General features: G+C 65.3%; 22 protein-coding genes. 9 read left to right on the top strand and 13 right to left on the bottom strand.

Going from position 1 to position 24,741, the window contains the following annotated elements; genetic code table 11:
• Positions 1-307 precede the first annotated feature (307 nt).
• From paaC to ACSU1L_RS06885, 4 genes are read left to right on the top strand one after another with little or no spacing between them, the layout of a single operon-like run.
• Complete coding sequence (gene paaC, locus ACSU1L_RS06870; RefSeq protein ID WP_439255204.1) at positions 308-1,099, top strand: 1,2-phenylacetyl-CoA epoxidase subunit PaaC; 792 nt, start codon at positions 308-310, stop codon at positions 1,097-1,099.
• Positions 1,093-1,614, top strand: coding sequence for a 1,2-phenylacetyl-CoA epoxidase subunit PaaD (gene paaD, locus ACSU1L_RS06875; protein ID WP_439255205.1), 522 nt, complete (start codon positions 1,093-1,095; stop codon positions 1,612-1,614). Before paaC ends, paaD begins: the two co-directional genes overlap by 7 nt.
• Complete coding sequence (paaE, locus tag ACSU1L_RS06880) at positions 1,611-2,729, top strand: 1,2-phenylacetyl-CoA epoxidase subunit PaaE (protein WP_439255206.1); 1,119 nt, start codon at positions 1,611-1,613, stop codon at positions 2,727-2,729. Before paaD ends, paaE begins: the two co-directional genes overlap by 4 nt.
• 21 nt (positions 2,730-2,750) lie before the next feature.
• The gene (locus tag ACSU1L_RS06885) at positions 2,751-3,521 is read left to right on the top strand and encodes an enoyl-CoA hydratase/isomerase family protein (protein ID WP_439255207.1); all 771 of its coding nucleotides are present in this window, start codon (positions 2,751-2,753) and stop codon (positions 3,519-3,521) included.
• On the opposite strand, the gene ACSU1L_RS06890 is transcribed toward ACSU1L_RS06885, so the two are convergent.
• The 5 genes from ACSU1L_RS06890 to coaBC all read right to left on the bottom strand — a co-directional run bounded on the left by ACSU1L_RS06890 (position 3,508) and on the right by coaBC (position 10,739).
• Entirely contained in the window at positions 3,508-3,975 is a 468-nt protein-coding gene (locus tag ACSU1L_RS06890) for a hypothetical protein (RefSeq protein WP_439255208.1), read from the bottom strand. The two genes, ACSU1L_RS06885 and ACSU1L_RS06890, sit on opposite strands and share 14 nt — an antisense overlap.
• 158 nt (positions 3,976-4,133) lie before the next feature.
• Positions 4,134-5,546, bottom strand: coding sequence for a Re/Si-specific NAD(P)(+) transhydrogenase subunit beta (gene pntB, locus ACSU1L_RS06895; RefSeq protein ID WP_439255209.1), 1,413 nt, complete (start codon positions 5,544-5,546; stop codon positions 4,134-4,136).
• The gene (locus ACSU1L_RS06900) at positions 5,543-7,117 is read right to left on the bottom strand and encodes a Re/Si-specific NAD(P)(+) transhydrogenase subunit alpha (protein ID WP_439255210.1); all 1,575 of its coding nucleotides are present in this window, start codon (positions 7,115-7,117) and stop codon (positions 5,543-5,545) included. Before ACSU1L_RS06900 ends, pntB begins: the two co-directional genes overlap by 4 nt.
• A gap of 223 nt (positions 7,118-7,340) precedes the next feature.
• Positions 7,341-9,482 (bottom strand): ATP-dependent Clp protease ATP-binding subunit, encoded by a 2,142-nt coding sequence (locus tag ACSU1L_RS06905; RefSeq protein WP_439255211.1) that lies wholly within the window; start codon positions 9,480-9,482, stop codon positions 7,341-7,343.
• Positions 9,483-9,536: 54 nt separating this feature from the next.
• Entirely contained in the window at positions 9,537-10,739 is a 1,203-nt protein-coding gene (gene coaBC / locus ACSU1L_RS06910; RefSeq protein ID WP_439255212.1) for a bifunctional phosphopantothenoylcysteine decarboxylase/phosphopantothenate--cysteine ligase CoaBC, read from the bottom strand.
• Between the two features lie 256 nt (positions 10,740-10,995).
• Here coaBC and ACSU1L_RS06915 point away from each other — a divergent pair, with 256 nt between their 5' ends.
• The 4 genes from ACSU1L_RS06915 to ACSU1L_RS06930 all read left to right on the top strand — a co-directional run bounded on the left by ACSU1L_RS06915 (position 10,996) and on the right by ACSU1L_RS06930 (position 14,503).
• Positions 10,996-11,703: an NRDE family protein gene (locus ACSU1L_RS06915; protein WP_439255213.1), complete on the top strand. Its 708-nt coding sequence runs from the start codon at positions 10,996-10,998 to the stop codon at positions 11,701-11,703.
• On the top strand, positions 11,700-12,146 hold the full coding sequence (locus ACSU1L_RS06920) for a hypothetical protein (protein WP_439255214.1): 447 nt from the start codon (positions 11,700-11,702) through the stop codon (positions 12,144-12,146). Before ACSU1L_RS06915 ends, ACSU1L_RS06920 begins: the two co-directional genes overlap by 4 nt.
• 423 nt (positions 12,147-12,569) lie before the next feature.
• Positions 12,570-13,244 carry a sugar isomerase domain-containing protein gene (locus ACSU1L_RS06925; RefSeq protein WP_439255215.1) on the top strand — a complete coding sequence of 225 codons (675 nt, stop codon included), beginning with the start codon at positions 12,570-12,572 and terminating at the stop codon, positions 13,242-13,244.
• On the top strand, positions 13,241-14,503 hold the full coding sequence (locus ACSU1L_RS06930) for a neutral/alkaline non-lysosomal ceramidase N-terminal domain-containing protein (RefSeq protein WP_439255216.1): 1,263 nt from the start codon (positions 13,241-13,243) through the stop codon (positions 14,501-14,503). Before ACSU1L_RS06925 ends, ACSU1L_RS06930 begins: the two co-directional genes overlap by 4 nt.
• Here the strand turns inward: ACSU1L_RS06930 and ACSU1L_RS06935 are convergent.
• The 6 genes from ACSU1L_RS06935 to ACSU1L_RS06960 form a co-directional block, all read right to left on the bottom strand.
• Positions 14,466-15,245, bottom strand: a complete 780-nt coding sequence (locus ACSU1L_RS06935) for a GntR family transcriptional regulator (protein WP_439255217.1) — start codon at positions 15,243-15,245, stop codon at positions 14,466-14,468. The genes ACSU1L_RS06930 and ACSU1L_RS06935 overlap by 38 nt on opposite strands.
• 19 nt (positions 15,246-15,264) lie before the next feature.
• On the bottom strand, positions 15,265-16,176 hold the full coding sequence (locus ACSU1L_RS06940; protein ID WP_439255218.1) for a BadF/BadG/BcrA/BcrD ATPase family protein: 912 nt from the start codon (positions 16,174-16,176) through the stop codon (positions 15,265-15,267).
• Positions 16,173-17,012, bottom strand: coding sequence for a carbohydrate ABC transporter permease (locus ACSU1L_RS06945; protein WP_439255219.1), 840 nt, complete (start codon positions 17,010-17,012; stop codon positions 16,173-16,175). The genes ACSU1L_RS06940 and ACSU1L_RS06945 overlap by 4 nt, the downstream gene beginning before the upstream one ends.
• Positions 17,009-17,998: a carbohydrate ABC transporter permease gene (locus ACSU1L_RS06950; RefSeq protein ID WP_439255220.1), complete on the bottom strand. Its 990-nt coding sequence runs from the start codon at positions 17,996-17,998 to the stop codon at positions 17,009-17,011. The genes ACSU1L_RS06945 and ACSU1L_RS06950 overlap by 4 nt, the downstream gene beginning before the upstream one ends.
• Positions 17,977-19,239 (bottom strand): ABC transporter substrate-binding protein, encoded by a 1,263-nt coding sequence (locus ACSU1L_RS06955; protein WP_439255221.1) that lies wholly within the window; start codon positions 19,237-19,239, stop codon positions 17,977-17,979. The genes ACSU1L_RS06950 and ACSU1L_RS06955 overlap by 22 nt, the downstream gene beginning before the upstream one ends.
• A gap of 79 nt (positions 19,240-19,318) precedes the next feature.
• The gene (locus ACSU1L_RS06960; protein WP_439255222.1) at positions 19,319-21,004 is read right to left on the bottom strand and encodes a beta-N-acetylglucosaminidase domain-containing protein; all 1,686 of its coding nucleotides are present in this window, start codon (positions 21,002-21,004) and stop codon (positions 19,319-19,321) included.
• A gap of 151 nt (positions 21,005-21,155) precedes the next feature.
• On the opposite strand from ACSU1L_RS06960, the gene ACSU1L_RS06965 reads away from it, so the two are divergent.
• Positions 21,156-22,169: an endonuclease/exonuclease/phosphatase family protein gene (locus ACSU1L_RS06965; protein WP_439255223.1), complete on the top strand. Its 1,014-nt coding sequence runs from the start codon at positions 21,156-21,158 to the stop codon at positions 22,167-22,169.
• Positions 22,170-22,191: 22 nt separating this feature from the next.
• On the opposite strand, the gene ACSU1L_RS06970 is transcribed toward ACSU1L_RS06965, so the two are convergent.
• Positions 22,192-23,499, bottom strand: a complete 1,308-nt coding sequence (locus ACSU1L_RS06970; protein WP_439255224.1) for a glycosyltransferase family 4 protein — start codon at positions 23,497-23,499, stop codon at positions 22,192-22,194.
• Between the two features lie 3 nt (positions 23,500-23,502).
• The gene (locus tag ACSU1L_RS06975; RefSeq protein ID WP_439255225.1) at positions 23,503-24,684 is read right to left on the bottom strand and encodes a glycosyltransferase; all 1,182 of its coding nucleotides are present in this window, start codon (positions 24,682-24,684) and stop codon (positions 23,503-23,505) included.
• Positions 24,685-24,741: the final 57 nt, after the last annotated feature.

A 24,741-nucleotide genomic window follows, 5' to 3' on the forward strand; every position in this document is an offset into this window, starting at 1 on the left:
AACGCTAGGTGCCCGCCCAACGCCAGGCACCCGCCCAGCGCCAGGTGCCGCAAACGGCCGCGCGAGCGAGGGCGAACCGGCACAACGCGACACCTCCCCGCCCGCGGCGTCTAGCCATTCGGCGGCAGGTGGCGCAAGTGGCCGCACAGGCGCGGGCGAAGCGACACAACGCGACACCTCCGCACCGGCACCCGCCTCCGCACCGGCAAGCGCCTCCGCACCGGCAAGCGCCTCCGCACCGGCACCCGCCTCCGCACCGGCACCCGCCTCCGTCCCGGCACCACATTCCTCGCACGGCTCGGTCACCGTGGACGAACTCGATCTCGCCGCCGAGCTCACCGGAACGGAGGGCGACGCAGCATCCCCCGCCGTCGCCGAGTACGCGCTGTGGCTGGGCGATGACGCTCTGATCCTCGCCCAGCAGCTCGGCGCATGGATCGCTCATGCACCCGAGCTCGAAGAAGACGTCGCCCTCGGGAACATCGGCCTCGATCTGCTCGGCCACGCCCGCTCACTCCTGCACTACGCCGGCACCGCCGACGGTCGGAGCGAAGACGATCTGGCCTACTTCCGCGATGAGTCGGAGTTTCGCAGCGCCTGGCTGTTCGAGCAGCCGAACGGCGACTTCGCTCAGACGATCGCGCGGCAGCTCGCCGCATCCGTCTATCTGTTCGAGCTGTATTCGCAACTGCGCTCCTCCGCAGATCCGACGCTCGCTGCCATCGCCGAGAAGTCGCTGAAGGAGGTCGACTATCACCGCGACCATGCCGTGCAGTGGACGCTGCGCCTCGCCGGCGGCACCGATGAGTCGCGCCGCCGGATGGTGCGCGCACTGCACGATGTCTGGCCCTATATTGATGAGCTGTTCCGGGACGAACCGCTGATCGACGAGCTCGAGGGCATCGCCGCGCGGCCCTCGCTGCTGCGCGCGGGCTTCGACGAGACCATCAGAAGCGTTTTCGACGAGGCGGAGCTCGACATCCCCGAGGCGAAGGCTTCCGCGGGTGGCGGGCGCCACGGACGCCATTTCTCTGCGATGGGGCACCTGCTCGCCGAGATGCAGGTGCTGGCAAGGCAACATCCGGGGGCATCATGGTGACGCGCCACGATGAGGCCTGGCGGGTCACGGCATCCGTGACCGACCCGGAGATCCCCGTGCTCACGATCGAAGACCTCGGCGTGCTGCGCGCCGTCGAGCTCGACCCCGAATCCGGCGGCGAGCGCGTCACTGTCACGCTCACCCCGACATACAGCGGATGCCCCGCCATCGACGCCATGCGCGACGACGTCATCCTCGCGCTCACCGCTGCCGGCTTCGCCGACGTCGAGGTGCGCACCACGCTGTCGCCGGCATGGACGACGGATTGGATGACGGATACCGGCAAGCAGAAGCTGCGCGACTACGGCATCGCTCCGCCGTCCGGGCGGGCTGCTTTTCGCCCCCTGAGCCTGTCGAAGGGCCAGGTGCCAGTGAGGGTCCAACTCGCCGTGAAGTGTCCGCGCTGCAGATCGCTCGACACCCGTGAGGTCTCTCATTTCGGATCGACCTCGTGCAAGGCGCTGTTCGAGTGCCGCGCGTGCCTCGAGCCCTTCGACCACTTCAAGGTGCTGTGAATACCGCCGTGCGCCGCCGCGGGCGCTTCCATCAACTCGAGATCAGCGGTGTGCGCCCACTGACGGACGAGAGCATCGAAGTCACCTTCACCGTGCCACCGGAACTCCAGGGCGACTACGACTACCTCCCAGGCCAGTACGTGGCGCTGCGGGCGCACGTTGACGGCCGCGAGGTGCGCCGCAGCTACTCGATCTGCCGAGCGCCCATCCCGTCGACGCCGTCAGAACCCGCAACCATCAGCGTCGGCATAAAGCGCGACCTGGGCGGACTGTTCTCCGTCTGGGCGTACGAGAACCTCAGGCCAGGCGATCGCATCGACGTGATGAGCCCGGAAGGGACATTCACCTCGCACCTCCCGGATCTCGACCACGCGCATCTGGCCGGGATCGCTGCCGGATCAGGCGTCACCCCGATGATGGCGCTCGCCTCGCACGTTCTGGCATCCTCTCCGACAACGCGGTTCAGTCTCCTCTATACGAATCGCGCCACCCAGGATGTGATGTTCCTCGATGAGCTCGCGGACCTGAAGGACCGCTACCCGGGCCGGCTCGCGCTGCACCATGTGCTCTCACGCGAGCAGCGCACCGCGCCCGTCTTGTCGGGTCGGATCGACGCTGAGCGGCTGAACACGATCCTCGACTCACTGCTGCCACCGGACACGGTGACCGAGTGGTTCCTGTGCGGGCCGTTCGACCTCGTCACGCTCTGTCGGGAGACGCTCGAGCGTCGCGGCGTGCCGGCTGAGAGCATCCGTTTCGAACTCTTCACCAGCGATGCTGACGGTCCGCGCGTCGATCGCGGACGCCCGGTCGCCATCGGCGCCGGTGATGAGATGCGGCGTATCGAGTTCACCCTCGACGGGCTTTCATCAACCGTCGAGAGCCCGGCACCGGCGAACGAGGCGATTCTGGATGCTGCACTCCGCGTGCGAGGGGACGTGCCGTTCGCCTGCGCTGGTGGGGTCTGCGGCACCTGTCGCGCGCGTCTGATCGAAGGCGAAGTGCGGATGACGCAGAACTTTGCGCTCGAGCCCGACGAGATCGAGCGCGGATACGTGCTGACCTGCCAGTCGCATCCGATCACCGAGCACGTCGTCGTGGACTACGACGCGTGAATGAAGCCGAAGGAGTGCATCATGATCGATCTGACCATCACCGACGACGTCGCTCACGTCATGCTCAATGCGCCGGAGAAGCGCAATGCGCTCGATGAGGGTGCCCTCGTCGAGCTTTCTGAAGCGTATGCAGAGGCCGAAGCCGCAGGTGTGCGCGCGCTCGTGCTGCGCGGCGAGGGTGCAGGGTTCTGCGCGGGTCGGGACATCGCCGGCGTCGACCCTGCGACAGACGATGTGTCCGGATATCTCGATGGCCTGGTGACCCCGCTGCTCAAGCGGATGTCTCAGTTCCCGGCCCCGACGTTCGCCGCGGCGCACGGTGCGTGCCTCGGCGTCGGGCTCGGGCTGCTGATCGCCACGGATGTCGTGTACGTCGCCGACTCAGCGAAGATCGGATCTCCGTTCGCCGCGCTCGGGGCGACCTTAGATTCCGGCGGACATGCCCTGTTCTATGAACGCCTCGGCGCGCACCGAACCCTCGATCTCATCTACACCGGGCGGCTCATGAGCGGCACGGAAGCCGTCGAGGCGGGGCTGTTTTCACAGGTGCTACCCGCTGCCGATGTCATCTCTGCCACCGTGCTGGCAGCATCCCGTGCCGCCACCGGTGCGACTCGCGCGTTCCTGGCCAGCAAACGACTTATCGGCCGGTTGCGTGACGAGCGCATGGCCCTGTGGGATGCCGTCGCCGAGGAGAACGCGAACCAGGTGTCGCTGCGCGCCACTGCGGACTACCGCGAGGGGTTCGCCGCATTCCAGCAGAAGCGCAAGCCGGAGTTCACCGGGCGCTGACCTTTATCCCGACGCGCGAATGCACGACGCATACGATCGCCGCGACGAGTGTGCCGACCCACGACACGGCGGCGATCGCGGCAGCGACGGTGAATGCCGCCAACGTGGCGTCGTCGCTCAGCACTCCCCACTCCGACAGCACTGAACCGTAGTCCCCGGTGTCCCCGCCATCCTGGAGGGTGAAGCCCATCGCGATCAAGGCGATCCAGAGAACATAACTGGGGATGTCATAAGCTAACCGGCTCGTCTTCGCTGCCGCAGCGTCTCGGTCGAAGACGAAGACGATCGCTGACGCGTACATCGCGATGATGACCACGGGCGCGACGAACAGCCCGATGGCTGCCATCCACCCCAGTGGCGCACCGAGCAGGCCTCGCCCGAAGAGTACAAACCCAGGAAGCAGTACCGGAGCGATCCACTGGAAGATGCGCACAAAGCGAGTGGTGAGTCTCATACGGCCGAGAATAGCGGTATACGCTCCACCCTCCGGCGCTCACAACTCCTGAAGAACCATGGCAGAACCGCCGCATCCGGCCCGGATAGGAGCGGAAGCGGCGGTTCTTCAGGAGTTGTGCACGCTAGGTCGCGGAGCTGGAGCTCAGCTCCCCGCGGTCAGAGCGCGCGGAGGATATCGTCGACCCGATCCTTCGCATCGCCGAAGAGCATCTGCGTGTTCTCGCGGAAGAACAGTGGATTCTGTACACCGGCGTAGCCTGCGGCCATTGACCGTTTGAACACGATGACGTTCTCCGCTTCCCACACCCGCAGCACCGGCATGCCGGCGATGGGGCTCGACGGGTCTTCGGTCGCGGCGGGGTTGACCGTGTCGTTCGCGCCGATCACGAGGACGACCGCGGTCGCTGCCAAATCGTCGTTGACCTCGTCCATCTCGAGCACGATGTCATACGGCACCTTGGCTTCGGCCAGTAGAACATTCATGTGCCCCGGGAGGCGACCGGCGACCGGATGGATGCCGAAGCGCACATCCACCCCACGATCGCGCAGCTTCTGGGTGAGCTCCGCAACCGGATACTGCGCCTGCGCAACGGCCATGCCGTAGCCGGGCGTGATCACCACGGTTGATGCGCCGGCCAGCATGTCGGCGACGGATTCGGCGTCGATCTCGCGGTGTTCTCCGTGGTCGACGTCGTCGCTTTGGGGCGCGGCGATGCCGAATCCTCCGGCGATCACCGAGATGAAGGAGCGGTTCATCGCCTTGCACATGATGTACGACAGGTAGGCACCGGAAGAGCCGACCAGTGCGCCGGTGACGATGAGCAGGTCGTTGTTCAGCAGGAAGCCGGCAGCGGCAGCGGACCAACCGGAGTAGCTGTTGAGCATCGAGACGACCACGGGCATGTCCCCGCCGCCGATCGAAGCGACCAGGTGCCAGCCGAGCGCGAGCGCGAGCGCAGTGACGAGCACCAGCAGCCAGAGGACGGGCGTGATCACGTACCAGACGGTGAGCGCGATGAACACGACGATCGCGCCGAGGTTGAGCACATTCTTGCCCGGCAGCATCAGCGGTTTCGACGACGTCCGTCCGGACAGTTTCAAGAATGCAACGATCGAACCGGTGAACGTCACACCACCGATGAAGATGCCTATGAACACTTCGGCGTGGTGGATGTCGGCGAGTGCGCCGGTGAGCCCGGGGTTGTGCAGGTGCCCATTCCAGCCGACAAGAACCGCTGCCAGGCCGACGAAGCTGTGCAGCAGCGCAATGAGTTCGGGCATTCCGGTCATCTCGACACGGCGAGCGCGCCACAGTCCGATAACGGCGCCGACGAGCATCGCGATCAGAAGCAGCACGAGCCCGACCACCGCCTGCGGCTGACCCCACGCACCCTGGAAGGTGACCCAGATCGTGGCGACAAGTGCGATGGCCATGCCGACCATTCCATACGTGACGCCGGCACGCGACGACTCGTGGCGGCTGAGTCCCGCGAGACTCATGATGAACAGCAGAGCGGCGACGATATACGCCGCGCCAGCCGCGGATGCGGCGAGTTCGATGGCGCTCATCGGCGGGCCCCCTTGTCAGCGGCTGCAGCGTCTGGCCCCTTGGAGAACATCTTCAGCATTCTTCTGGTCACGGCGAACCCGCCGAATATATTGATGGATGCCACGAGCACAGCGACCGCCGACAGGATCTGCACCAGCAGGTTCGGGCTCGTGATCTGCACGACCGCGCCCACGACGATGATGCCCGAGATGGCGTTCGTGACGCTCATCAAGGGTGTGTGCAGGGCGTGTGAAACCTTGCCAATGACGTAGAAGCCGACGACGATCGACAGCATCAGTACGGTGAAGTGCTGCGGCAGTGGCGCCGGGGCAACCGCGTTCACGAGGAACACGGCCGCGATGCCGACCGCGATGAGCGCGGCCTTGCCGCGAACACCGAGGGTGCGCTTCGGCGCAACCACCGCCGCTTCGGCGACAGCCGCAGCCTTCGGCGCTGCCGACACCTGCACTGGCGGCGGTGGCCAGGTCTCCGTGCCGTCTCTGACGACGGTGACGGAACGCTGCACGATGTCGTCGAAATCGAGCACGAGCTGCCCGTCTTTGCCGGGGGTCAGCAGCTTCAGCAGATTGACCAGGTTCGTTCCGTACAGCTGTGAGGCCTGCGTGGGAAGGCGTCCGGCGAGGTCGGTGTATCCGAGGATGATCACGCCGTTGTCCGTGACGAACCGCTCACCGGCACGGGTTCCCTCAACGTTGCCGCCCAGCGCGGCCGCCATGTCGACGATCACGCTGCCAGGCTTCATAGATGCCACATCTGCCGCGGTGATCAAGACCGGAGCCGCGCGCCCCGGGATCAGCGCCGTCGTGATGATGATGTCGACATCGGCCGCCTGCTCCGAGTACAGCTCGGCGGCGCGGCGGTCGTAGGCCTCGCTGGTCGCCTTGGCATACCCGTCGGAGGAAACCTCCTTCTGCTCATCAGGAACGATGACCTCGAGGTACTCACCACCGATCGAGCGCACCTGATCAGCGACTTCCGGGCGCGGATCGGTGGCGCGCACAATCGCGCCGAGACTGGATGCTGCGCCGATCGCCGCGAGCCCTGCAACGCCGGCGCCGGCGACGAGCACCTTCGCCGGGGGAACCTTGCCCGCCGCGGTCACCTGCCCGGTGAAGAATCGTCCGAACTCGTTCGCCGCCTCGATGACCGCGCGATAGCCGGAGATGTTCGACATGGAGCTGAGCACGTCCATCGACTGCGCGCGCGAGATGCGCGGGACGGCATCCAGCGCGAGCGCCGTGATGCCGCGGGTGGCGAGTGCCTCGCGCAGTTCGGGCCGCAGGTTCGGGCTGAGCTGCGCTATCAGCGTTGCCCGGTCCGCGATCCGCGTGATCTCAGCATCCGTCGGGGCGTTCACCTTGAGCAGGATCGGTGACGACCACGCCTCATCGGCGCCCACGACCTGTGCGCCGGCTTCCGCATAGGCGGTGTCCGGATAAGCGGACGCCGCGCCCGCACCCCGCTCGATCGCGATGTCATATCCGAGCGCGCGTAGCGACTTCACTGTCTGCGGGGTTGCGGCAACCCTCGTCTCGCCGACCTGTTCCTGCACGATACCGATACGCGTCATCCACTGCTCCTGGTCTCTCGTCTACGACGTGACCAGACAGCCCGTCGTAGGCACATGAGACGAGACTCTATCGACCGGCCGACTAAGCACAGGGGAAAATTTCACTCCTTCGCCCCGAAAGAACCATAGTTCTTGCCGCACCGCGAAGATCCACAACGCACAAACCGTCCGTCCCGAACTTCAGGAAGGACGGTTTGTGCGTTCTCGATCAGGCCATCCGCTCTCAGGCCGAGGTGAGCGCCAGCCCGGACCCGTCGGCCGAAACATCCACCTTCACGGTGTCGCCATCCCGGACCCGCCCGGACAGCAGCGCCGTCGCGAGCTTGTTCTGCACCTGATTGGTGATGAGACGGCGCAGTGGGCGAGCGCCGTATACCGGGTCGTAGCCGCGCTCGGCGAGCCATGACCGGGCATCCGGAGTGACCGCGAGCGTGAGCCGACGCTCGCGCAACCGGGCCTGTAGATGATCGATTGTCAGCTCGACAATCTGCGCGAGATCATCCTCGGTGAGCGCCTGGAAGATGACGATGTCATCGAGACGGTTGACGAACTCCGGCTTGAACGACTGACGCACCAGCGCCTGCACCCCCTCGCGCTTCTCCTCGAGCGAGAGCATCGGATCGATGAGAAGAGGCGAGCCGAGGTTGGAGGTGAGAATCAGGATGACGTTCGAGAAGTCGACCGTCCGTCCCTGCCCATCGGTCAGACGCCCATCATCCATCACCTGCAACAGCACGTCGAAGACCTCGGGATGCGCCTTCTCCACCTCATCGAGCAGCACGACGCTGTAGGGGCGTCGCCGCACGGCCTCGGTCAGCTGACCGCCCTGTTCGTAGCCGACGTATCCGGGAGGAGCACCGACCAGCCGCGACACCGAATGCTTCTCCCCGTACTCCGACATGTCGATGCGAACCATCGCGTGCTCGTCGTCGAAGAGGAAGTCGGCGAGCGACTTGGCCAGCTCGGTCTTTCCCACACCGGTCGGTCCGAGGAACAGGAACGATCCGGTCGGGCGCCCGGGGTCGCTGATGCCCGCACGCGAGCGGCGGACGGCATCCGATACCGCGGCCACCGCCTCCTTCTGCCCGATGAGACGCTTGCCCAGTTCGCCCTCGAGGTGCAGCAGCTTCTCCGTCTCGCCCTGCAGCAGACGGCCGACCGGAATGCCGGTCCACGCGGCGATGACTCCGGCGATGTCTTCTTCGGTGACCTGGTCGTTCACCATCCGGCCTTCACCGTCGCTCTCGACCTCGGAGCGCTCGGCCTCGACGACCTCGCGTTCCAGTGCCGGGATCTCGGCGTACAGCAGGCGTGAGGCCTTCTCGAGATTGCCCTCGCGCTGGGCGCGCTCGGCGTCGCCGCGCGCAGCATCCAATTTCGTCTTGAGATCGCCGACGCGATTCAGAGATGCGCGCTCACGTTCCCAGCGCTCCTGCAGCTCGCTGAGTCGCGTCTGCTGACCGGCGAGGTCTTCGCGGAGGGCCGCGAGCCGCTCTTTGGAAGCGTCATCCTTCTCTTTCTTCAGCGCGAGCTCTTCGAGCTTCAGCCGATCCACATAGCGCCGCAGCTCGTCAATCTCGACAGGGGCAGAATCGATCTCCATGCGCAGCCGGGATGCCGCCTCGTCGATCAGGTCGATGGCCTTGTCCGGCAACTGCCGACTCGGAATATAGCGATTGGAAAGGGATGCTGCGGCGACCAGTGCACTGTCCGAGATGGCGACCTTGTGGTGTGCCTCGTAGCGCTCCTTGAGTCCGCGGAGGATAGCGATGGTGTCCTCAACCGTCGGCTCGCCGACGTAGACCTGCTGGAAACGACGCTCGAGTGCAGCATCCTTCTCGATGAACTCGCGGTACTCGTTGAGCGTGGTCGCACCGATCAGACGCAGCTCGCCGCGGGCGAGCATGGGCTTGAGCATGTTGGATGCTGCGACCGAACCCTCACCGCCGCCCGCGCCCATCAGCGTGTGCAGTTCGTCGATGAACGTGATGACCTGTCCGTCGGATTCGGTGATCTCCTTGAGGACCTGCTTCAGCCGCTCTTCGAACTGGCCGCGGTACATGGCACCGGCGACGAGAGCGGAGATATCGAGAGTGATCAGCTCCTTGTCCTTGAGCGATTCGGCGACGTCTCCCGCCACGATGCGCTGCGCGAGCCCTTCGACGACGGCGGTCTTGCCGACGCCCGGCTCACCGATGAGAACCGGGTTGTTCTTCGTGCGTCGGGTGAGCACCTGACTCACGCGTCGGATCTCGCTGTCACGGCCGATCACCGGATCGAGCTTGCCCTGGCGGGCACGGTCGGTCAGGTTGATGCCGAACTGTTCGAGCGCGGACTGCTGGTCATCTTGTACGGGGTTGGTCATCTTTCCTCCTGGAGGTCTCCTTGCAAAGTTGAGTGGTGTTGACTCAACTTTACCTCACGCGCGGACGTTCTGCACGGCATTCCAGATTTCGCGGGCGACCTCACGCTTGGAACCGGCGACGGATGCCACGACCGCACCGCCGGTGCCGATGATCTCGACAGCGTTGTCCGCCCGCTCGAAGCCGTGCTCGGCATCGGCGAGGTTCACGGCGAGCAGATCGACGCCCTTGCGTTCCCGTTTGCGCCGAGCGCGCTCCCGCCGCGCATCCGGATCGGTCAGGGTCTCGGCGGCGAACGCCACGATCAACTGCTTCTCGGAAGCGGACTGCGCGAGCCCAGCGACGATGTCCTCGTTCTGCACCAGCTCGATCCGCTCCAGAGTCCCGCTCTCCTTGGTGAGCTTGTGCTCGGCCGCCTCGGTCGGTCGATAATCCGCAACCGCGGCGGCCATGATCACGACGTCGGCGGATGCCGCTGCATCCCGCATCGCCTCGCCCAGTTCCGCGGCGGTCTGCACGGAGCGCACCCGGATGCGCGGATGCCCGGCGGCGGCCAGCACATCGGCTGCGATGTTCGCGGCGACCAACTCGACGTCGGCGCCTCGGTCGGCGGCCTCCGCGGCGAGCGCGACCCCCTGCCTGCCGCTTGATCGATTGCCGAGAAAGCGCACCGGATCGATCGGCTCGCGGGTTCCCCCGGCCGATACGACCACACGGACGCCTTCGAGATCCTGGGGCATGAGCAGCGCGAGGGCCGCGTCGACGATCTGCTCAGGTTCGAGCATCCGCCCCGGCCCGGAATCACCGCCGGTCAACTCACCGTCACCGGGGCCGAGCACGTGCACCCCGCGCTCACGCAGGGTGGCGATGTTCGCCTGCGTCGCCGGATGCTGCCACATCTCGGTGTGCATCGCCGGGGCGATTGCGACCGGAGCGGTGGTCGCGAGCAGCGTGGTGCCGAGCAGGTCGGCAGCGAGACCGGCGGCCATCTTCGCGATGGTGTTCGCGGTGGCAGGCGCCACGATCACCAACTCTGTCGCCTGTCCGAGTGCGACGTGGCGTACCTGTGCCACATCGTCATGCACGCTGGTGGTGACGGTGTTGCGGCTGATCGCTTCCCACGTCGGCTGCCCGACGAAGCGCAGCGCATCCTCGGTCGGAATCACCGTGACTTCATGGCCGGCCTTGATCAGCAGCCGTACGAGGTGAACGCTCTTGTACGCGGCGATGCCGCCCGTGACTCCGACGACGATGTTCATGCCTCGATTCTGCCGGAGCAGCACTCGCCTGTCGCCGGTTTGCCCGAATCTGGCTCGTACGGAGGGGAGTGGCCCGCGCTGATGGGGCTGCCTGCGCCGATGGGACTGCCCCGTGCTGAGGGGACTGCCCCCGCGCCGATGGGAGGAGAACGCAACGATGGGCGGAGGATCTCGGGCCGCAGCTCCTCCCAACAGCGCGTTCTCCGCCCCAGCGCGCGACGGCCCGCAGCAACACGGACACACTTAGACTGGCCGCGTGTGCACTGTCGTGATCGATGTCGCAGAGCCCGGAGGGTCGCGGCTGCTGGCGATCCGCGACGAGGACCCCGCGCGCGAGTGGGATTCGCTCGGCGCCTGGTGGCCGCAGCAGTATCCCGGCGTCATCGGCATCCGGGATCGCCGCGCCGGCGGCGCCTGGCTCGCCTACGACACAGAGCATCGCCGCCTCGCGGTGCTGCTCAACCGCGCCGACACGCTGGATCTGCCGGAGGATCAGGTACTCACCCGCGGCAGCCTTGCATTGGAATCCGTGGCCGGACGAGCTCCGACAGCGCCCTTGCCGATGCACGGCTTCAACCTGCTGGAAGTCACCCCGGATGCCGCCCGCGTGCTGTCCTGGGACGGCAAGACTCTGCGGGAGACTCCACTGCCGCCCGGGGTCCACATGATCGCCCACGACGACCTCGACGATCCGGAGACCCCGCGCATCGCCCGGTGGCTGCCCGAGTTCCGCGCCCACGCCGCGCGCACGGACGACTGGGTCGATGAGTGGATCGACCTGCTCGCGGCATCCGCTGCACTCGACCCCACGGATGACGCGGCGATCATCCGCGACAATCGCCCGCACGGATATCCAACGCAGTCACTGCTGTACTGCGTCGCCGACGTCAGTCATGAAGGCGTCGAGGCGCACGAGACGTCGCTCCCTGAGCCGGGGCACTGGCACGTAAGCTCAACGCCATGAGCGATCAGCAACAGCCTCAGCTCCCGCCGTACGCCGGCCAGCATCCGCGACCCGGAGCCCCGCTACAGAAACCGGCAGCGGGCCACCAGTACTACGCCGCCGCACATCCCCAGCAGCAGCCAGCACCCGGAACCGCGAACATTTTCGGCCGGGTCGGGCTCATCTTCGGAGTCGCTGGCCTCGCGATCGGGGCAATCGCAACGATCGCGATCCAGGCGACCTACCGCAGTCTCGGCTTCGGCGTCGCCTCATTCCTCTCGGGCTTCGGCTCGCTCGCGGCCTTCATCGCCGCTGCGGTCGCGCTGGTACTGGGCATCATCGGGATGAAGTGCATCGGCGCACCGCACGGTCAGGCGGGCATCGCCGTGGGCTTAGGCATCGCGGGCGTCGCCGGCGGCATCATCGGTGCCGTCATCGCACTGCTGGCGCCACTGTTTTACTGATCTGTCCCACCGCGGGGAGGCCGAACTACTGAGCAGAACGCAGCACGCGCTCGTAGACCTCGATCATCACGGCGGTGCGCGATGACTGGCGGACAGATCACCCGCACGCTTTCTTTGATATCGGGGCGGTGAGGATAGTTGGCGTTCCGAGGACTGCTTACTCTGGCAAACGGCGAGCCTATCGGCGTTGCCGATCTTGAATAGCTCCCGTTCCGCGCGATGCACGGCAGCTCACGATCGACTGCGGACACGCAGCGATCACCGGCGTGCGCTGGGTCCGATCGGTCCCGGAGCTGACCCGGAATGTCGCTCTCGACCTCAACAGCATCCTCAAAGAAGCCCTCAGCGTGTAAGCCAACGTAACGCATGACTTGCCGCTCGAGACGGCGCCCTCTAGACTGGACTAGTCCAGAAAGGAATGTCATGCCCCTCTCTCCTGCCGCCGACTACGTGGCGCGTACGCTGACCATCTGCACAGAGGCAGCGGAAGCCGAACTGCCACGGATCCTCGCTGCGGCCGAGCTGATCGCCACGCGCGTTTCCCAGGGCGGCGTCTGGTGGATTTTCGGCACCGGACACTCGCATCTGCTCGCGGAGGAACTCTGGGGGCGCGCCGGCGGCCTCGTCGAGATTCGCGCCATTCTGGAACCCGCGCTAATGCTGCACGAGGGGCTGGAGAAGAGCTCACGCATGGAGCGCCTCGCCGGACTGGGCGCAGAGCTCGTAGCACTTCACGGGATTCGTTCCGAGGATGTTGTGACGGTCATCTCGAACTCCGGACGCAATGCCGTTCCGGTCGAGTTCGCGCACGCGGTCTCCTCGCTGGGCGCTGCAGTAATCGCTCTGACGTCCGTGAACCACTCGCGCTCGGTGACCTCGCGCGCACCGAGCGGACGCAAGCTCTTCGAGCTGGCCGAAGTCGTGATCGACAACCACGGCGTCCCCGGTGATGCCGTGGTACCCACTCCCGACGGAATGGTCGGCGCAACCTCCACTGCGGTCGGCGCGCTTCTTCTGCAGGCGCTGTCCGTCGAAGTAACGTTCCGTCTCCGCGAACTCGGACATCCCGCGCCCACCTACGTGAGTTTGAACGCGTGATCCCGAGCGATCCAGGCGGGTTCCGCGCGCTGGCGACGCACGCAGCGATCACCCCGGTGCCCGGTCTCACCCTCGGCGGATTCGCTGCCAGAACAGGAGCGGCAACAGGGACTCACGCGCCCCTCGAAGCGAACATGCTTCTGCTTGAGGATCCGAGCGGCCTGCGCGTGCTCTGGATATCGATCGACGCTTTGGCCATCGGAGAGCACCTCCGCGAGGCGATCGTCACAGCGATTGCTCGACGCCCGGGGCTCCGGGTGGACGAAGTCATCATCGTCGCGAGCCATACGCATTCGGCCCCATCCGGGTGGTGTGGGACGATCCATCCCGTCCTCCCCGCGGAAGAGGATATTGCGGACATCATCCGTGTGGCGGAGGTGATCGGCGAGCGCGTGAGCGCAGCGGCCAACGCAGGAATTCACCCCGTCCGTCTGGAATACGCATGTACGGAGATCGTTGATGTGGCGACCAACCGCCACTCTCCAGACGGCCCCCACGATCCTTCGTCGCTTGTCCTCGCAGTGCGCACGGACTCAGGTCGACTCCTGGCCGTGATGTTCGACTTCGCATGCCACCCGACCGTCTTGGGACCCGAGAATGCCCTGTACTCCCCCGACTGGGTACACGGAGCCAGAGCGCGAATCCGCACGGGCGAATCAGCCGACCCCCGTACGCCGGTTCTTTTCCTACCTGGGTGCTCCGGTGACGCGAGCGCGCGATTCACCCGTCGCGATCGCAGCACTGGTGAGGCCGATCGTCTCGGAGCAAAGGTCGGCGAGCAGATCTCCACGGCACTTGCGCAGACCACGGCGGTGCACGGCCCGCTGTCGATCCGACGCCAGACGATCACCGTGCCCGTCCACACTCGAGAGCCTGCGGCATCAGGTGCGAGCGAGGAGATCTCGAACCTCGGCGGGCGTGTCGCCGAGTCACTCGCCGAGGGGATCCGATCCGCCAGAGCCATGGCTGAGTCGGACCTGCCCACGCGCATGGAGATCCGAACAACTCGCGTTTCGATCCCCCCTTTGAGCTGGTTGCACACGCCGTTCGAGATCGCCGCTTCATTACGCGACATGATCGCGGCGAACGATGCGATGTGCCGAGTGATCGGATACACGGACGGCTACCTCGGCTACCTCGCCGACGACGCGAGCCACAACGCCGGCGACTACGAGGCGCTCTCCTCATTCTTCGGCGCGCACGATACGAACGAGCTCGCGGTCAGGCTGTCGAAGGCAGGCGTCGAGCGTCGAAGCTGAGGCCCACCGAATATCGATCACCGCGATAAAGGGATCGTCCTGCCTCGAAGGGGATACCTTCGGCGTTCGCGCTGGACATCGTCACTAGGACGCACGGAGCGCTGGGCTCGATGCCGAGCAGTTCGGCTTCCTCCGCCGTGGGTAGCACTGCCTCAGCGGACCCGGTCGCAACCACGGGCGTGACTCCCCAGCGGTCGGAGAGGGTCTCGTAGAGAGACACATTCGAGAGGTCCACCGCATCCAGCCCCGGAAAGCGCTCCAGCGGAAGGTTGGTGCGCTCGATACCGATGGGATCTCCATCGAGGGTTCGCAAACGGACGAGCGAGAGGACCTTCGCCCCACGATCGATCTGAAGTTCTTGAGCGACACGTTCGCTTGCGGAGCGGACGCCGTGCTCCAGCATCCGCGAACCAGGCTCGCCCGAGCGCTCCGCAGTGGCGATCGAGTACGACGAACCCCAGCGGTATGGCGCCGGCATCGGTTGGGCCACAAATGTCCCGCTCCCCGGACGAACAGCGAGGACCCCGTCGGCGACGAGCTGCTTGACCTCAGCCCGGACCGTCATGCGAGCCACCCCGAAGTGGGCAGAGAGCAGCCGATCAGAAGGGATCGCAGCACCTGACCCCAGGCTGGCGGCAAGCGACTCGAGGATCTCTCGAATCTGATCGCCTTTAGCGCGATCCTCGTCGAGCGTCGATGGGAGATCAACGTCCTCGATCGACACGACTCTCGGGCGCGCCATGGGTCTCCTCCGGCTCGGGCTATTCGGTGTGGTCGATGTGGTCGCGGTAGGCACCGGCGCAGAACGCCGCCACGTCGATCTCGAAAACCGAACGCCCCGCAGGACGTTCACGATAGCCGACTTCTACGAGCGCAGCACGCAGCACGCGGCCCAGGTATGAATCACCCAGCCGACCGAGGACAGCGACGTCCTCCGCCCCCGGAGAACGGAGTGCGTCGACGGTGTCCACCAATCGATCCACCGCGTCCCGCACGATCCGCTCCGCTTCGTGATCGGATGACGAAAGGGCGACGACGTCCTCGGCGAACGCCGAGATTCGTGCGACGGCATCATCCTGTGCAAGCAGCTTCACTGCAAGCCCGATATCGGGCTCGCCGAATCGTGCTGTCGCCTGCTCCCGCAAGGCCGTGGAAAGAGCGAGATCCACGGCGCGGAAGACGGCCGTCAGTCCCGCCCGCCCGATATCGAACGCGCTTCCCCGATCTCCGACGAGCGGACCCCACCCATCCGCACGGTGCACCTCACCGGATACAGTTCTGTGCACCGCGGCGATGCCTGTTCCGACGGTCAGGACGGTACCCGGTCCATCGAGAGCGGCCGCATGCATGGCTATCCCGTCATCACAAAACGCAATTGCGGCCGCCGGCATCCAGGCACGCACGGCGTCGGCAAGCTGATTCCGAGCCTGCGCATCCAGCAGAGCCGTGGAGGCGAAGAGCATGTGGCGCACACCACACGTCGAAGCCCTTCCGCCCAGCAGATCCAGCAGTTCATCGACGATCACGCTCAGCCGCGCGGCCGCGGTCCCGTCGCCCGCCGTTGCCGGAGGCAGCCCCGGCTCTCGGGACACGACGATCGGCGCCCGTCCACCGCAGGAAAGCCCGGCTCGAACGGCCGACTTGCCGACGTCGATGATGAGTTGGGTGCTCATTTCTCGATGCCGGCCGTCAGCCCGCCGACGATCTGCTTCATCGCGAGAGCGAAGAAAATCGCCACTGGGAGCACCGCGATGATGATTCCTGCGTACAGCAGGCCACGTTCTGCCGAGTGCTCTCCAAAGAACTTGGTGATCCCCACAGGAATCGTGTACTTCTCATCCGAGCGCAGCAGAACGAGCGGCATGAAGAAGTCGTTCCAGACCGGGCCGACGTTGAGGACCAGCACTGCAGCGAGCGCCGGGCGCACAAGCGGGGTCATGACGCTGAAGAAGATCCGACCGCTGGTCGCTCCGTCGAGGACGGCGGCCTCCTCGAGGCTGTTCGGGAGCTGCCTATAGAACGTGGACAGCACGAGGATGGTCATCGGTATGCACCCGACGGCGTAGACGAGGACCAGCCCCAGGTGGGTATCGATAAGTCCGAGTCGGTCGAAGGCCTGGTTCAGCGGGACGATGCCAATCTTCAACGGCACCATCAGTCCGATCAGGAATCCCGCCATCACGACGTCCCGCCCCGGGAAGACCCACCGACCGAGCGCATAGGCGGCGGGCAGTGCCAGAGCAGTCGCCAGGACGAGCGCCGCGACCGTAATGCCCACCGAGTTGAGGAAGTACAGTCCGAGGGATGCATCACCCCACGCGGCGATGTAATTGTCCATGTTGAACGAGGTCGGCCAGCCGATCGGATCGCGAATGATGTCAGCATCCGAACGGAACGAGCCCAGCAGTACTGCGAGCATCGGGAACAGCGCGAGCAGACTCACTGCGATCAGCACGAGATAGACACCTGCGCTGGCCCGACGGTGCACTGAACGGGTGGATCGAGTCATTCGTATCTCCTTGCCAGCCCGGCGAACAAGCGCTGCGTGACGACGGTCGCGGCGAGGATCAGCAGGAGCTGCACCATCGAGAGGGCACCGGACAGGCCGATCGCATTCGGGTCGTTACTGAACGAGATCCTGAAGAACAGCGTGCCGAGCACATCAGCGGCTCCGCCGATACCTCCCGAGACCCCGCCGATCGCATACACGAGATCAAAGAGGTTGAACGAGCCGATTAGCGTGAGCACGGTGATGATGGAGAAGGAGGGCAACAGCTGCGGCATTTGGATGCTCCGCGCGGTGCGCCACCACGACGCACCATCGATTCGCGCGGCTTCGATCTGCTCGTGTGGAATCGCGCTGAGCGCGGCGCCGAAGATCAGCATCGGCACGCCGCACCACTGCCAGGAATTGATCACAATCAGGATTGGCATGATCAGATCCGGATCACCGAGCCATACTGGCCCGTCGATGCCGATGAGGCCTAGCAAGGAGTTGAGGATGCCGAAATGTGGCGAGAGGATCATCGACCAGGCGTAGCCCACGACGAGAGCGCTCATCAGGTACGGCACGGAGATCACGGTCTGGAAGAACCGCTTGCCCGCCAGAGTGCGGTTGAGGAGGAACGCCAGGGCGAGCCCCACTCCGTTCTGGAGGATCATCGTGCCGACGAAGAAGTATAGGTTATTCCCGAGCGCCGTGAACATCTGCGACGCATACGGTTGCAGCGTGAAGATCGCTGCGAAGTTCTGCAGTCCAAGGAAATCGCCCCGCGTCGTGCCGCTCCACGCGAAGAACGCGTTTCCCAGCGCAGCGACGATCGGGTAACCGAACATCGCCAGGAAGAAGATCAGCGCAGGGGCGACGAAGATGAGGAGAGTGAGAGGGCGCGGAGCAAGTGGACCACGCCCCCTCTTGCGGGTGCGTGACGACGTAGAAGCCGGCGACGGAACGCCGCCGGCTTCTACGGTCGTCACGGAGACGGCGTGAACCACTGCGAGATTCCAGTCTGGACCGCTACGCCGACCTCCGCTGGCGAGATCGAGCCGATCATCATTTTTTGCAGGTTGTCGTACTCGAGCGTCGTTCCGCTCGGAGTCCCGTTGTCGAAGTGGACGTACGTGAGGTACGGCGCGGGGTGGGCCTGGAAGCCCTCCGCCGCGACCGCTAGCAGCTCGTCGCTGGGGACGACGCCCTCAACGACGGGCAGAGAGAGGAGGTCGTCCGCGATCAACTGACCGAACTCGGCGGATCCCACCCACTCCAGGAAGTCTTCTGCCGCGGCCTTCGAATCGCCTTCCAGCGCCGCGCTCATCCCGAAGGAGCCATCCACGTACCCCATCGTCAGGGTCTCACCGCCGTCGACCGCCGGAACGTCGAAGAGCCCTAGCTCCGTCCCCTGCATGCTTTCCTGGAATGTCGCCAGCTCCCAGATGCCACCGGGGTACATCGCGGCCTGACCCGAGGCGAACAGCGACTTCGCGTCCTCGTAGTTGAGACCCTCGAAGCCCTTCGGGAAGTACTTCGCGAGCTTCAGGAGCACCTCGTTCGCCTCGGCATAGCCAGGGTCGGTGAAGTCTGTGTCGCCCGCGGCGATCGCCTCGGCCAGCTCTGCGCCTCCGTATACGGAACCAGCGAACAGGTCGCGATAGATCGGCAGAATCCAGGAGTCCAGAACGCCTGCCGCCATTGGAGTCACCCCCACCTCGAGGAGGGCGTCGTTCAGCTCTACGAACTCTTCCCACGTCGTTGGTTCGGTGAGATCATGCTCGGCGAGCAGGTCGGCGTTGTAGATGATGTTCCCGGTGACGATCTGGAATGGAACGCCATAGACCTTCCCATCGGCGCTCATGCGAGCACCGTCGATAGCAGCCTCCGACATATTGGCCAGTGCGGGCGAGGAAGCCTCATCCAACGCCGCGATCTGCCCACCGGCCACAAGCGTTGACAGGCCCCCATACGAGCGCAACATGACGATATCGGGTCCTGAAGAGCTGGAGAGCCCGTTCTGAAGGACGCTGTTGTACTCCTCGCCCTTGAACGAGCTGTACTCGATCGCCACTCCGTTGTCAGCGCCGTAGCCCTCGAGCATCTCGACCCACGGGGCATCACCACGCCAGCCCCAGATCGTCAGGGTGTTCTCGTCATTGGCCTCCTCGGCTGTGCCGACCCCCGCACATGCGGTCAGGCTCAGCGCCAAGGCGGTGATTCCCACCATTGCCGTCGTCTTTTTCATTTGATTCCGTTCGATCGACCTGCGTCAGTGCAGGAGATGATGTGCTTGTGGCGATCCTAAATTCTGGACTAGTCCACTGTCAACTCGGCAGATCCGGGACACCAGAAGAGCACATCGATCGCGCCACTTCCGCTGCAGCCCTGGGCACGTTTGCGCACATTGACACCAGCGAGTTGCGCCCCAGTGCGTCACGGAGTGCCACGACCAGGGCACGCCGGTCACCCCACCCGCCCAGCACCTGCGCCGCGAGCGACGCGAAGACCGCCTGCCGTCCGAGCTCGATGATCCACGGGTGTACCTCTGCGACCAGCATTGACGGCTGCGCGCGGAGAACACGAATAGCCTCAAGCGCGCGGCGCGCCTCATTTTCCAACTCCCCAGCCGCATGGGGGGCTTTCGACGTGAACGCCTCGGCGATCATTCGCGCAGAGGCTGTTGCGAGCGCCCCCACCGATGTGGTCGGCAGGCCGAGAGTCGGCCCAGCGGCGTCCGCGAGCACGGCGAGTGCGCCGGCATCAACACCTTCGTCCTCGACGACGGATCGCCAGGACGTCACTGGATCGTAGGACGCACCCTGCCACGCCCAGTCCATCGCGGTCTGCACCGGGATCGCCCCCATCAAAGGGTTGATTGCCGCATTCACACCGTACGCCGCAAGATCGTCGACCATACCTGGATCTCGCCCATCCAATGCGGCGAGCGCGAGCCTGCGCGGTGCAACGAGATTGTCGACGCCGGAGATCTGAGCGAAGATCGAACCAGTGACGCCGTCGAGGTCCCAATCGTTCACGGGATAGTTGTCCCAGAGCCAGATGTCGCGACCAAGCTGAGCCCTCACCTCTCGCACTTCCGAAGCCGTCACGGCCGGGGAAATCACCTCGGGGCCGGTCCAGCAAATCTCGACGCCGGGCTCCAACAACGCGGCGAGATCGGTGCGATACCGAGACGGCGCAGTATCCCAGTAGTGAGTCGGACACGCGATCACCCGGTCGGCACCGTTGGCGCGAGCGACGGCGTTGACGATGGCCGCATGCGCCTCCGCCAACGGGTGCCGCGTCGCCGCCGCCGCCGCGTCGCCACGAAGACCGTCAGTCAGATCATCGAAGGCGATGAGCACCTTCTCGAACCCGATATCCCGCACGTCCTGGACCTTGGCGAGCAGCAACGAGAGCTCGGCTGCGTCGCCGAGTCGCATGCCGGCGCTCTCCTCGACAGGAGCACCCGGCGAGACCCGCCAGATTCCGACCATGCCCCTCGAACGAAGATCCGCTGTCAGCGCCTGCAGGTCAGCGCGGACATGCCCCGCGTACGGCTCACGCCAGCCTCCGCCGTTGCCTCGGTCTGCGGACGGCCCGAACACGTAAGCGTTCGCACCGCGCCGCGCCGCACCGGCAACGACGCTCGCCCGCTCCTGCGCGGTCCAGAGCCGACCGTAGAAACACTCCAGAACCGCACGCACCTTCACATTCGCCCGATCGACAACCTGCTGGATACCCGATGGTCCCGGCCCCTTCGCCGTCCGGAGAAGCGTCTCCACTCGGGCAAGCGCCGGCAGATCACTCGCCTGTATCTCCGCGCGCCCCTGAGCGTCGATGCGTAGCTGGAACCGCGATGGTCCGACCGCAGCAGGCCCGAGCGTGCCGAGCCCCTCGCGCTCGTCAGCAAGCGCAACCTTCCATGGTGGCGCCGCGTCGAGCATGCCCTCCATGACCGTGATGCGCGCCGAGGCAGCCAAGGGAGAGGACGCAAGATCGATCGAATTCATGCACAAGTCCTTTCGTACGCGGGAAGACCGCGATGTCCACTATTACGTGTTATCGCAACAGGCGATGACACAGTCACCCTATTCCGGACTATACCGGTTGTGCTAACGTCGCACCACACCAGCATTCGCCCCTTCCCGTAAGGAAATGACGATGTTCTCCCGCACAGCTCGCGTCCTCGCGACCCTCCTGACCGTCACCGCGCTCGGAGCGGGCGCTCTTCTTCAGAGCGTCGTTTATCCTCCCATGGCCGTCACGACGACGCCCGACCGCATCCAGGACGTCACCGGACAGAAGATCCGGATCCTCCACTTCAACTTCGCCGGAAACGGTCTCAATCTGGGTTCGACAGATCTGCCCGTCACCGATCTCGTCCAGAAGATCATGGCACTTCAGCCCGACATCATTACGCTGAACGAAGTCTGTATCAAGCAGGTCACGGCGATCGCGGATGCTCTGCGCACCCACACCGAGTACGCGGCTCTGAATCGTCAGAGCGTCAAGACGAACTATTCGGTGCCCAACTGCGCCACATCCGATCCTGCATACGGCGACGATGACTACGCGATGTCAATTCTCAGCCGCTGGCCGATGTCGTTCCCGACCACGGTCGGCGATGGCGGCTTTTACCACTCGTACACGACGATCCAGCCCAACCGTTTCCGACGTGTGCTCTGCATGAACGTTACCCTGCCTAGCACCGCCGGAGTCATCACCCCGTGCACGACCCATCTTGAGGAGCACCACCTCACGTTGGGCGGGACGAACATCAACGCGTCGCAGAACAGTGAGCTCGCCGACGTGCTCACATCCCTGGCGGGTGCGCACCGAGTGCTACTGGCCGGCGACCTCAACGTCCTACCCGACGACGATCGCCTGGACGAACTGTACGGCGCGGATGCCGGGGGAGCGGGACTATTCACCGAGACCGATCAGTTCGATGCGAGGTGGTCCACAGGACTTCCAAGCTCCCGTCATGGCGACATCACCTTCGCCCCTCTCCTGATGGGCGACGAAGTCCCGGGCGTCGATCATACTGGAACGAGGAAGCTTGACTACGTGTTTGCAGAATCCTCGGATTTCACCGTCGCAGCCAACTCCGCGTCCGTGATCCCCAGTTCATACTCCGATCACATGATCGTGGTGAGCGAGGTTGCGCTCCGCTGACGCGAGCGCGCGGCGGGAAGGTTCACACAGCCCAGTCCGCACCAAGCACGCGCTCGTAGACCTCGATCATCGCGGCGGTGCGCGATGACTGGCGGAACGCCGCGGCAACCTCAGGATCGGGCTTCGGGGCGGTTCCGGCTGCGATATCGGATGCTGCGCGCTGCAGCGTCGCTGCAAGCTCGGTGACGCTGGGGCCGGGCACCTGCCACAGACCGCCCCGCAGCTCGCCCGCGATATCGGGGTCACTGATGACCGTGGGCGTTCCGAGTGCTGCGGCTTCGAACGGGGTCATCCCCTGCGTCTCGAACCCGATGGACGTCTGCACGACAGCATCCGCCGCGGCGATTCGCGCGAGAGTCTCGGCATAGGACAGCCGCCCCGCAAAACGGACGCTGTCGTGCCCGCGAGCGATCTTCTCGGCGGCACGCAACTGCCCACCGCCGCCGATCACCTCGATGTCAGCATCCACCTGGGAAGAGACAACCGCTTCCAGGAACGGAAGCAGGCGCTTTTCAGGGCTCATCCGTCCGAGCCAGACGAACCGCGGGCGGTGCGCGGCTGAATCGGCACTTCCGCCACGAATCAGCACTTCGGACGTGGCGTCTCGCGCAGCAAATGACGACCCATCACCGAGCGACCCATCACCGAGCGACCCATCACCAAGCACCCCAGCACCAAGCACCTCAGCACCAAGCACCTCGGCGAGCAGAGCATCATCGATGCCGTTCCAGACGACGTCGACGCTCGGGAACACCCCGTACTGCTCGAGCCGGCGCGCGAAATGCCCGGATGGCGCCGTCACCGCGGCCGATCCCTGTGCGATCCCTCGCAAAAACGCCCAGCCATCGCTGCCGCCGACGGCAGAGCCGATTCCACGCATCGACCAGCGACGCCAGAGGTTCAGCACCGCGAGCACCTGGCGGTGCAGCGGGGTGACCGCGGCCATGCCGACATCGACGCGATTATGCATCGTGTGCACGACCGGGATGCCGTGGCGATGTGCGAAGCGGTGGCCGATGAACGCCCCCCAGAAGTCTGCTTGCACGTGCACAATGTCGACCGGAGGGCGCCGGGTGAAAGCACGGTCGATAAAGCGGTCGGTGCGCCGGCCCGGCCACGACATGGAGTACTCGCGGTCCAGCGTGATCGGCAGAGAGGGCAGATCGATCAGCGCGTCATCGCCGCCGAAGTAACTGGCCGCGTGCATCTTCGGCGCGACCGCCGTGACGGTGTGTCCTGCGCGCTCGAGGTACTGCTTCTGCAACCTCATCGACACCTGCGCTCCGCCGAGAGATGCCAGGTGCTGATCCGCGAACAGCGCGATGTGCATCGCTTACTCCGGGAGCGGTTCGTCGCGGTAGAGCGCCTCGAAGGTGTCGAGGGTGCGGTTGATGTCGTGCACGAGCACACCGTCGAGTGATGCCTGCTGCATCCGCGCGTACTCTTCCGGTTCGGCGGTGAGCACATCGGTCAGACGCGCGGCAAGCTCGTCGGCGTTGCCCGGCTCGAACAGGTAGCCGTTGCCGCCGTTGTCGACCAGGTGCGGCAGCGCCACAGCATCCGCCGCGACGATCGGCAACGCCGACGCCATCGCCTCCATGGTTGCGATCGACTGCAATTCGGCGATGGATGCGATCACGAACAGGCTCGCCCGCGACAGGAGCGCGCGCAGCTGCTCATCGGTCGTGCGCCCATGGAAGGTGACGAGGTCAGACAGCCCGAGCTCAGCCGTAAGCCGCTCAAGGTTCTTGCGCTGGTCACCGCCGCCGACGATGTCGAATGTTGTTCCCAGTGCCGGGTCGAGCTTTGTCATCGCCTCGAGGATGACCTCGACCTGCTTCTCAGCCGTCAGTCGCCCGACGAAGATGATGCGATTCTTCTCGCGCGGGGCGATGACCGGGGTGTACTGAGTGCGATCGATTCCGCAGCTGACCGGGATGACGCCCTCGACCCCGACGGTTCGCTCCAGGAAGTCGGCCGCACGACGGGTCGGCGTGGTGATGGCGCGAGTGAGGTCGAAAGTGCGCTTGGCATCAGCCCAGGCGAACTTCAACACGATCTCGTCGATGAACTTCGGGAACGTGCTGTGATCGAGGATGTTTTCGGCCATCACGTGATTGGTGGCGATGACGGGGATGCCACGCTCGGCGGCGACGCGTGCCAGACCACGTCCGATGATGATGTGCGACTGGATGTGCACGATATCCGGCTGAACCGCGTCGAGCACCTTGCGGGCATAGTGCTTGGAGCGCCACGGCCACACAAACCGCAGCCAGTCGTGCGGAGCCCAGCGCACCGATGGCAGCCGGTGCAGGGTCATCGGCTCGCCCTCGATGACCTCGGTAGCGGGGGCAGCGCGACGGTACTTCCGGTTCGGCGCGACAACGTGCACGTCGTGACCGCGCTGCACGAGCCCGGCGGCCAGGCGTTCGGCAAAGCGGGCAGCACCGTTGATGTCGGGCGAGAAGGTATCGCCACCGATAAGGATCTTCAGCGGAGTGTCGGAGGAGGTCACGGATGGGAGCCTTACAGTGTGGGAGGCCCGGATCGGGGCGCAGGCAACTCTACCGGA

It is taken from the genome of Microbacterium sp. A94 (assembly GCF_051842855.1).
In the GTDB taxonomy this organism is placed as follows: domain Bacteria; phylum Actinomycetota; class Actinomycetes; order Actinomycetales; family Microbacteriaceae; genus Microbacterium.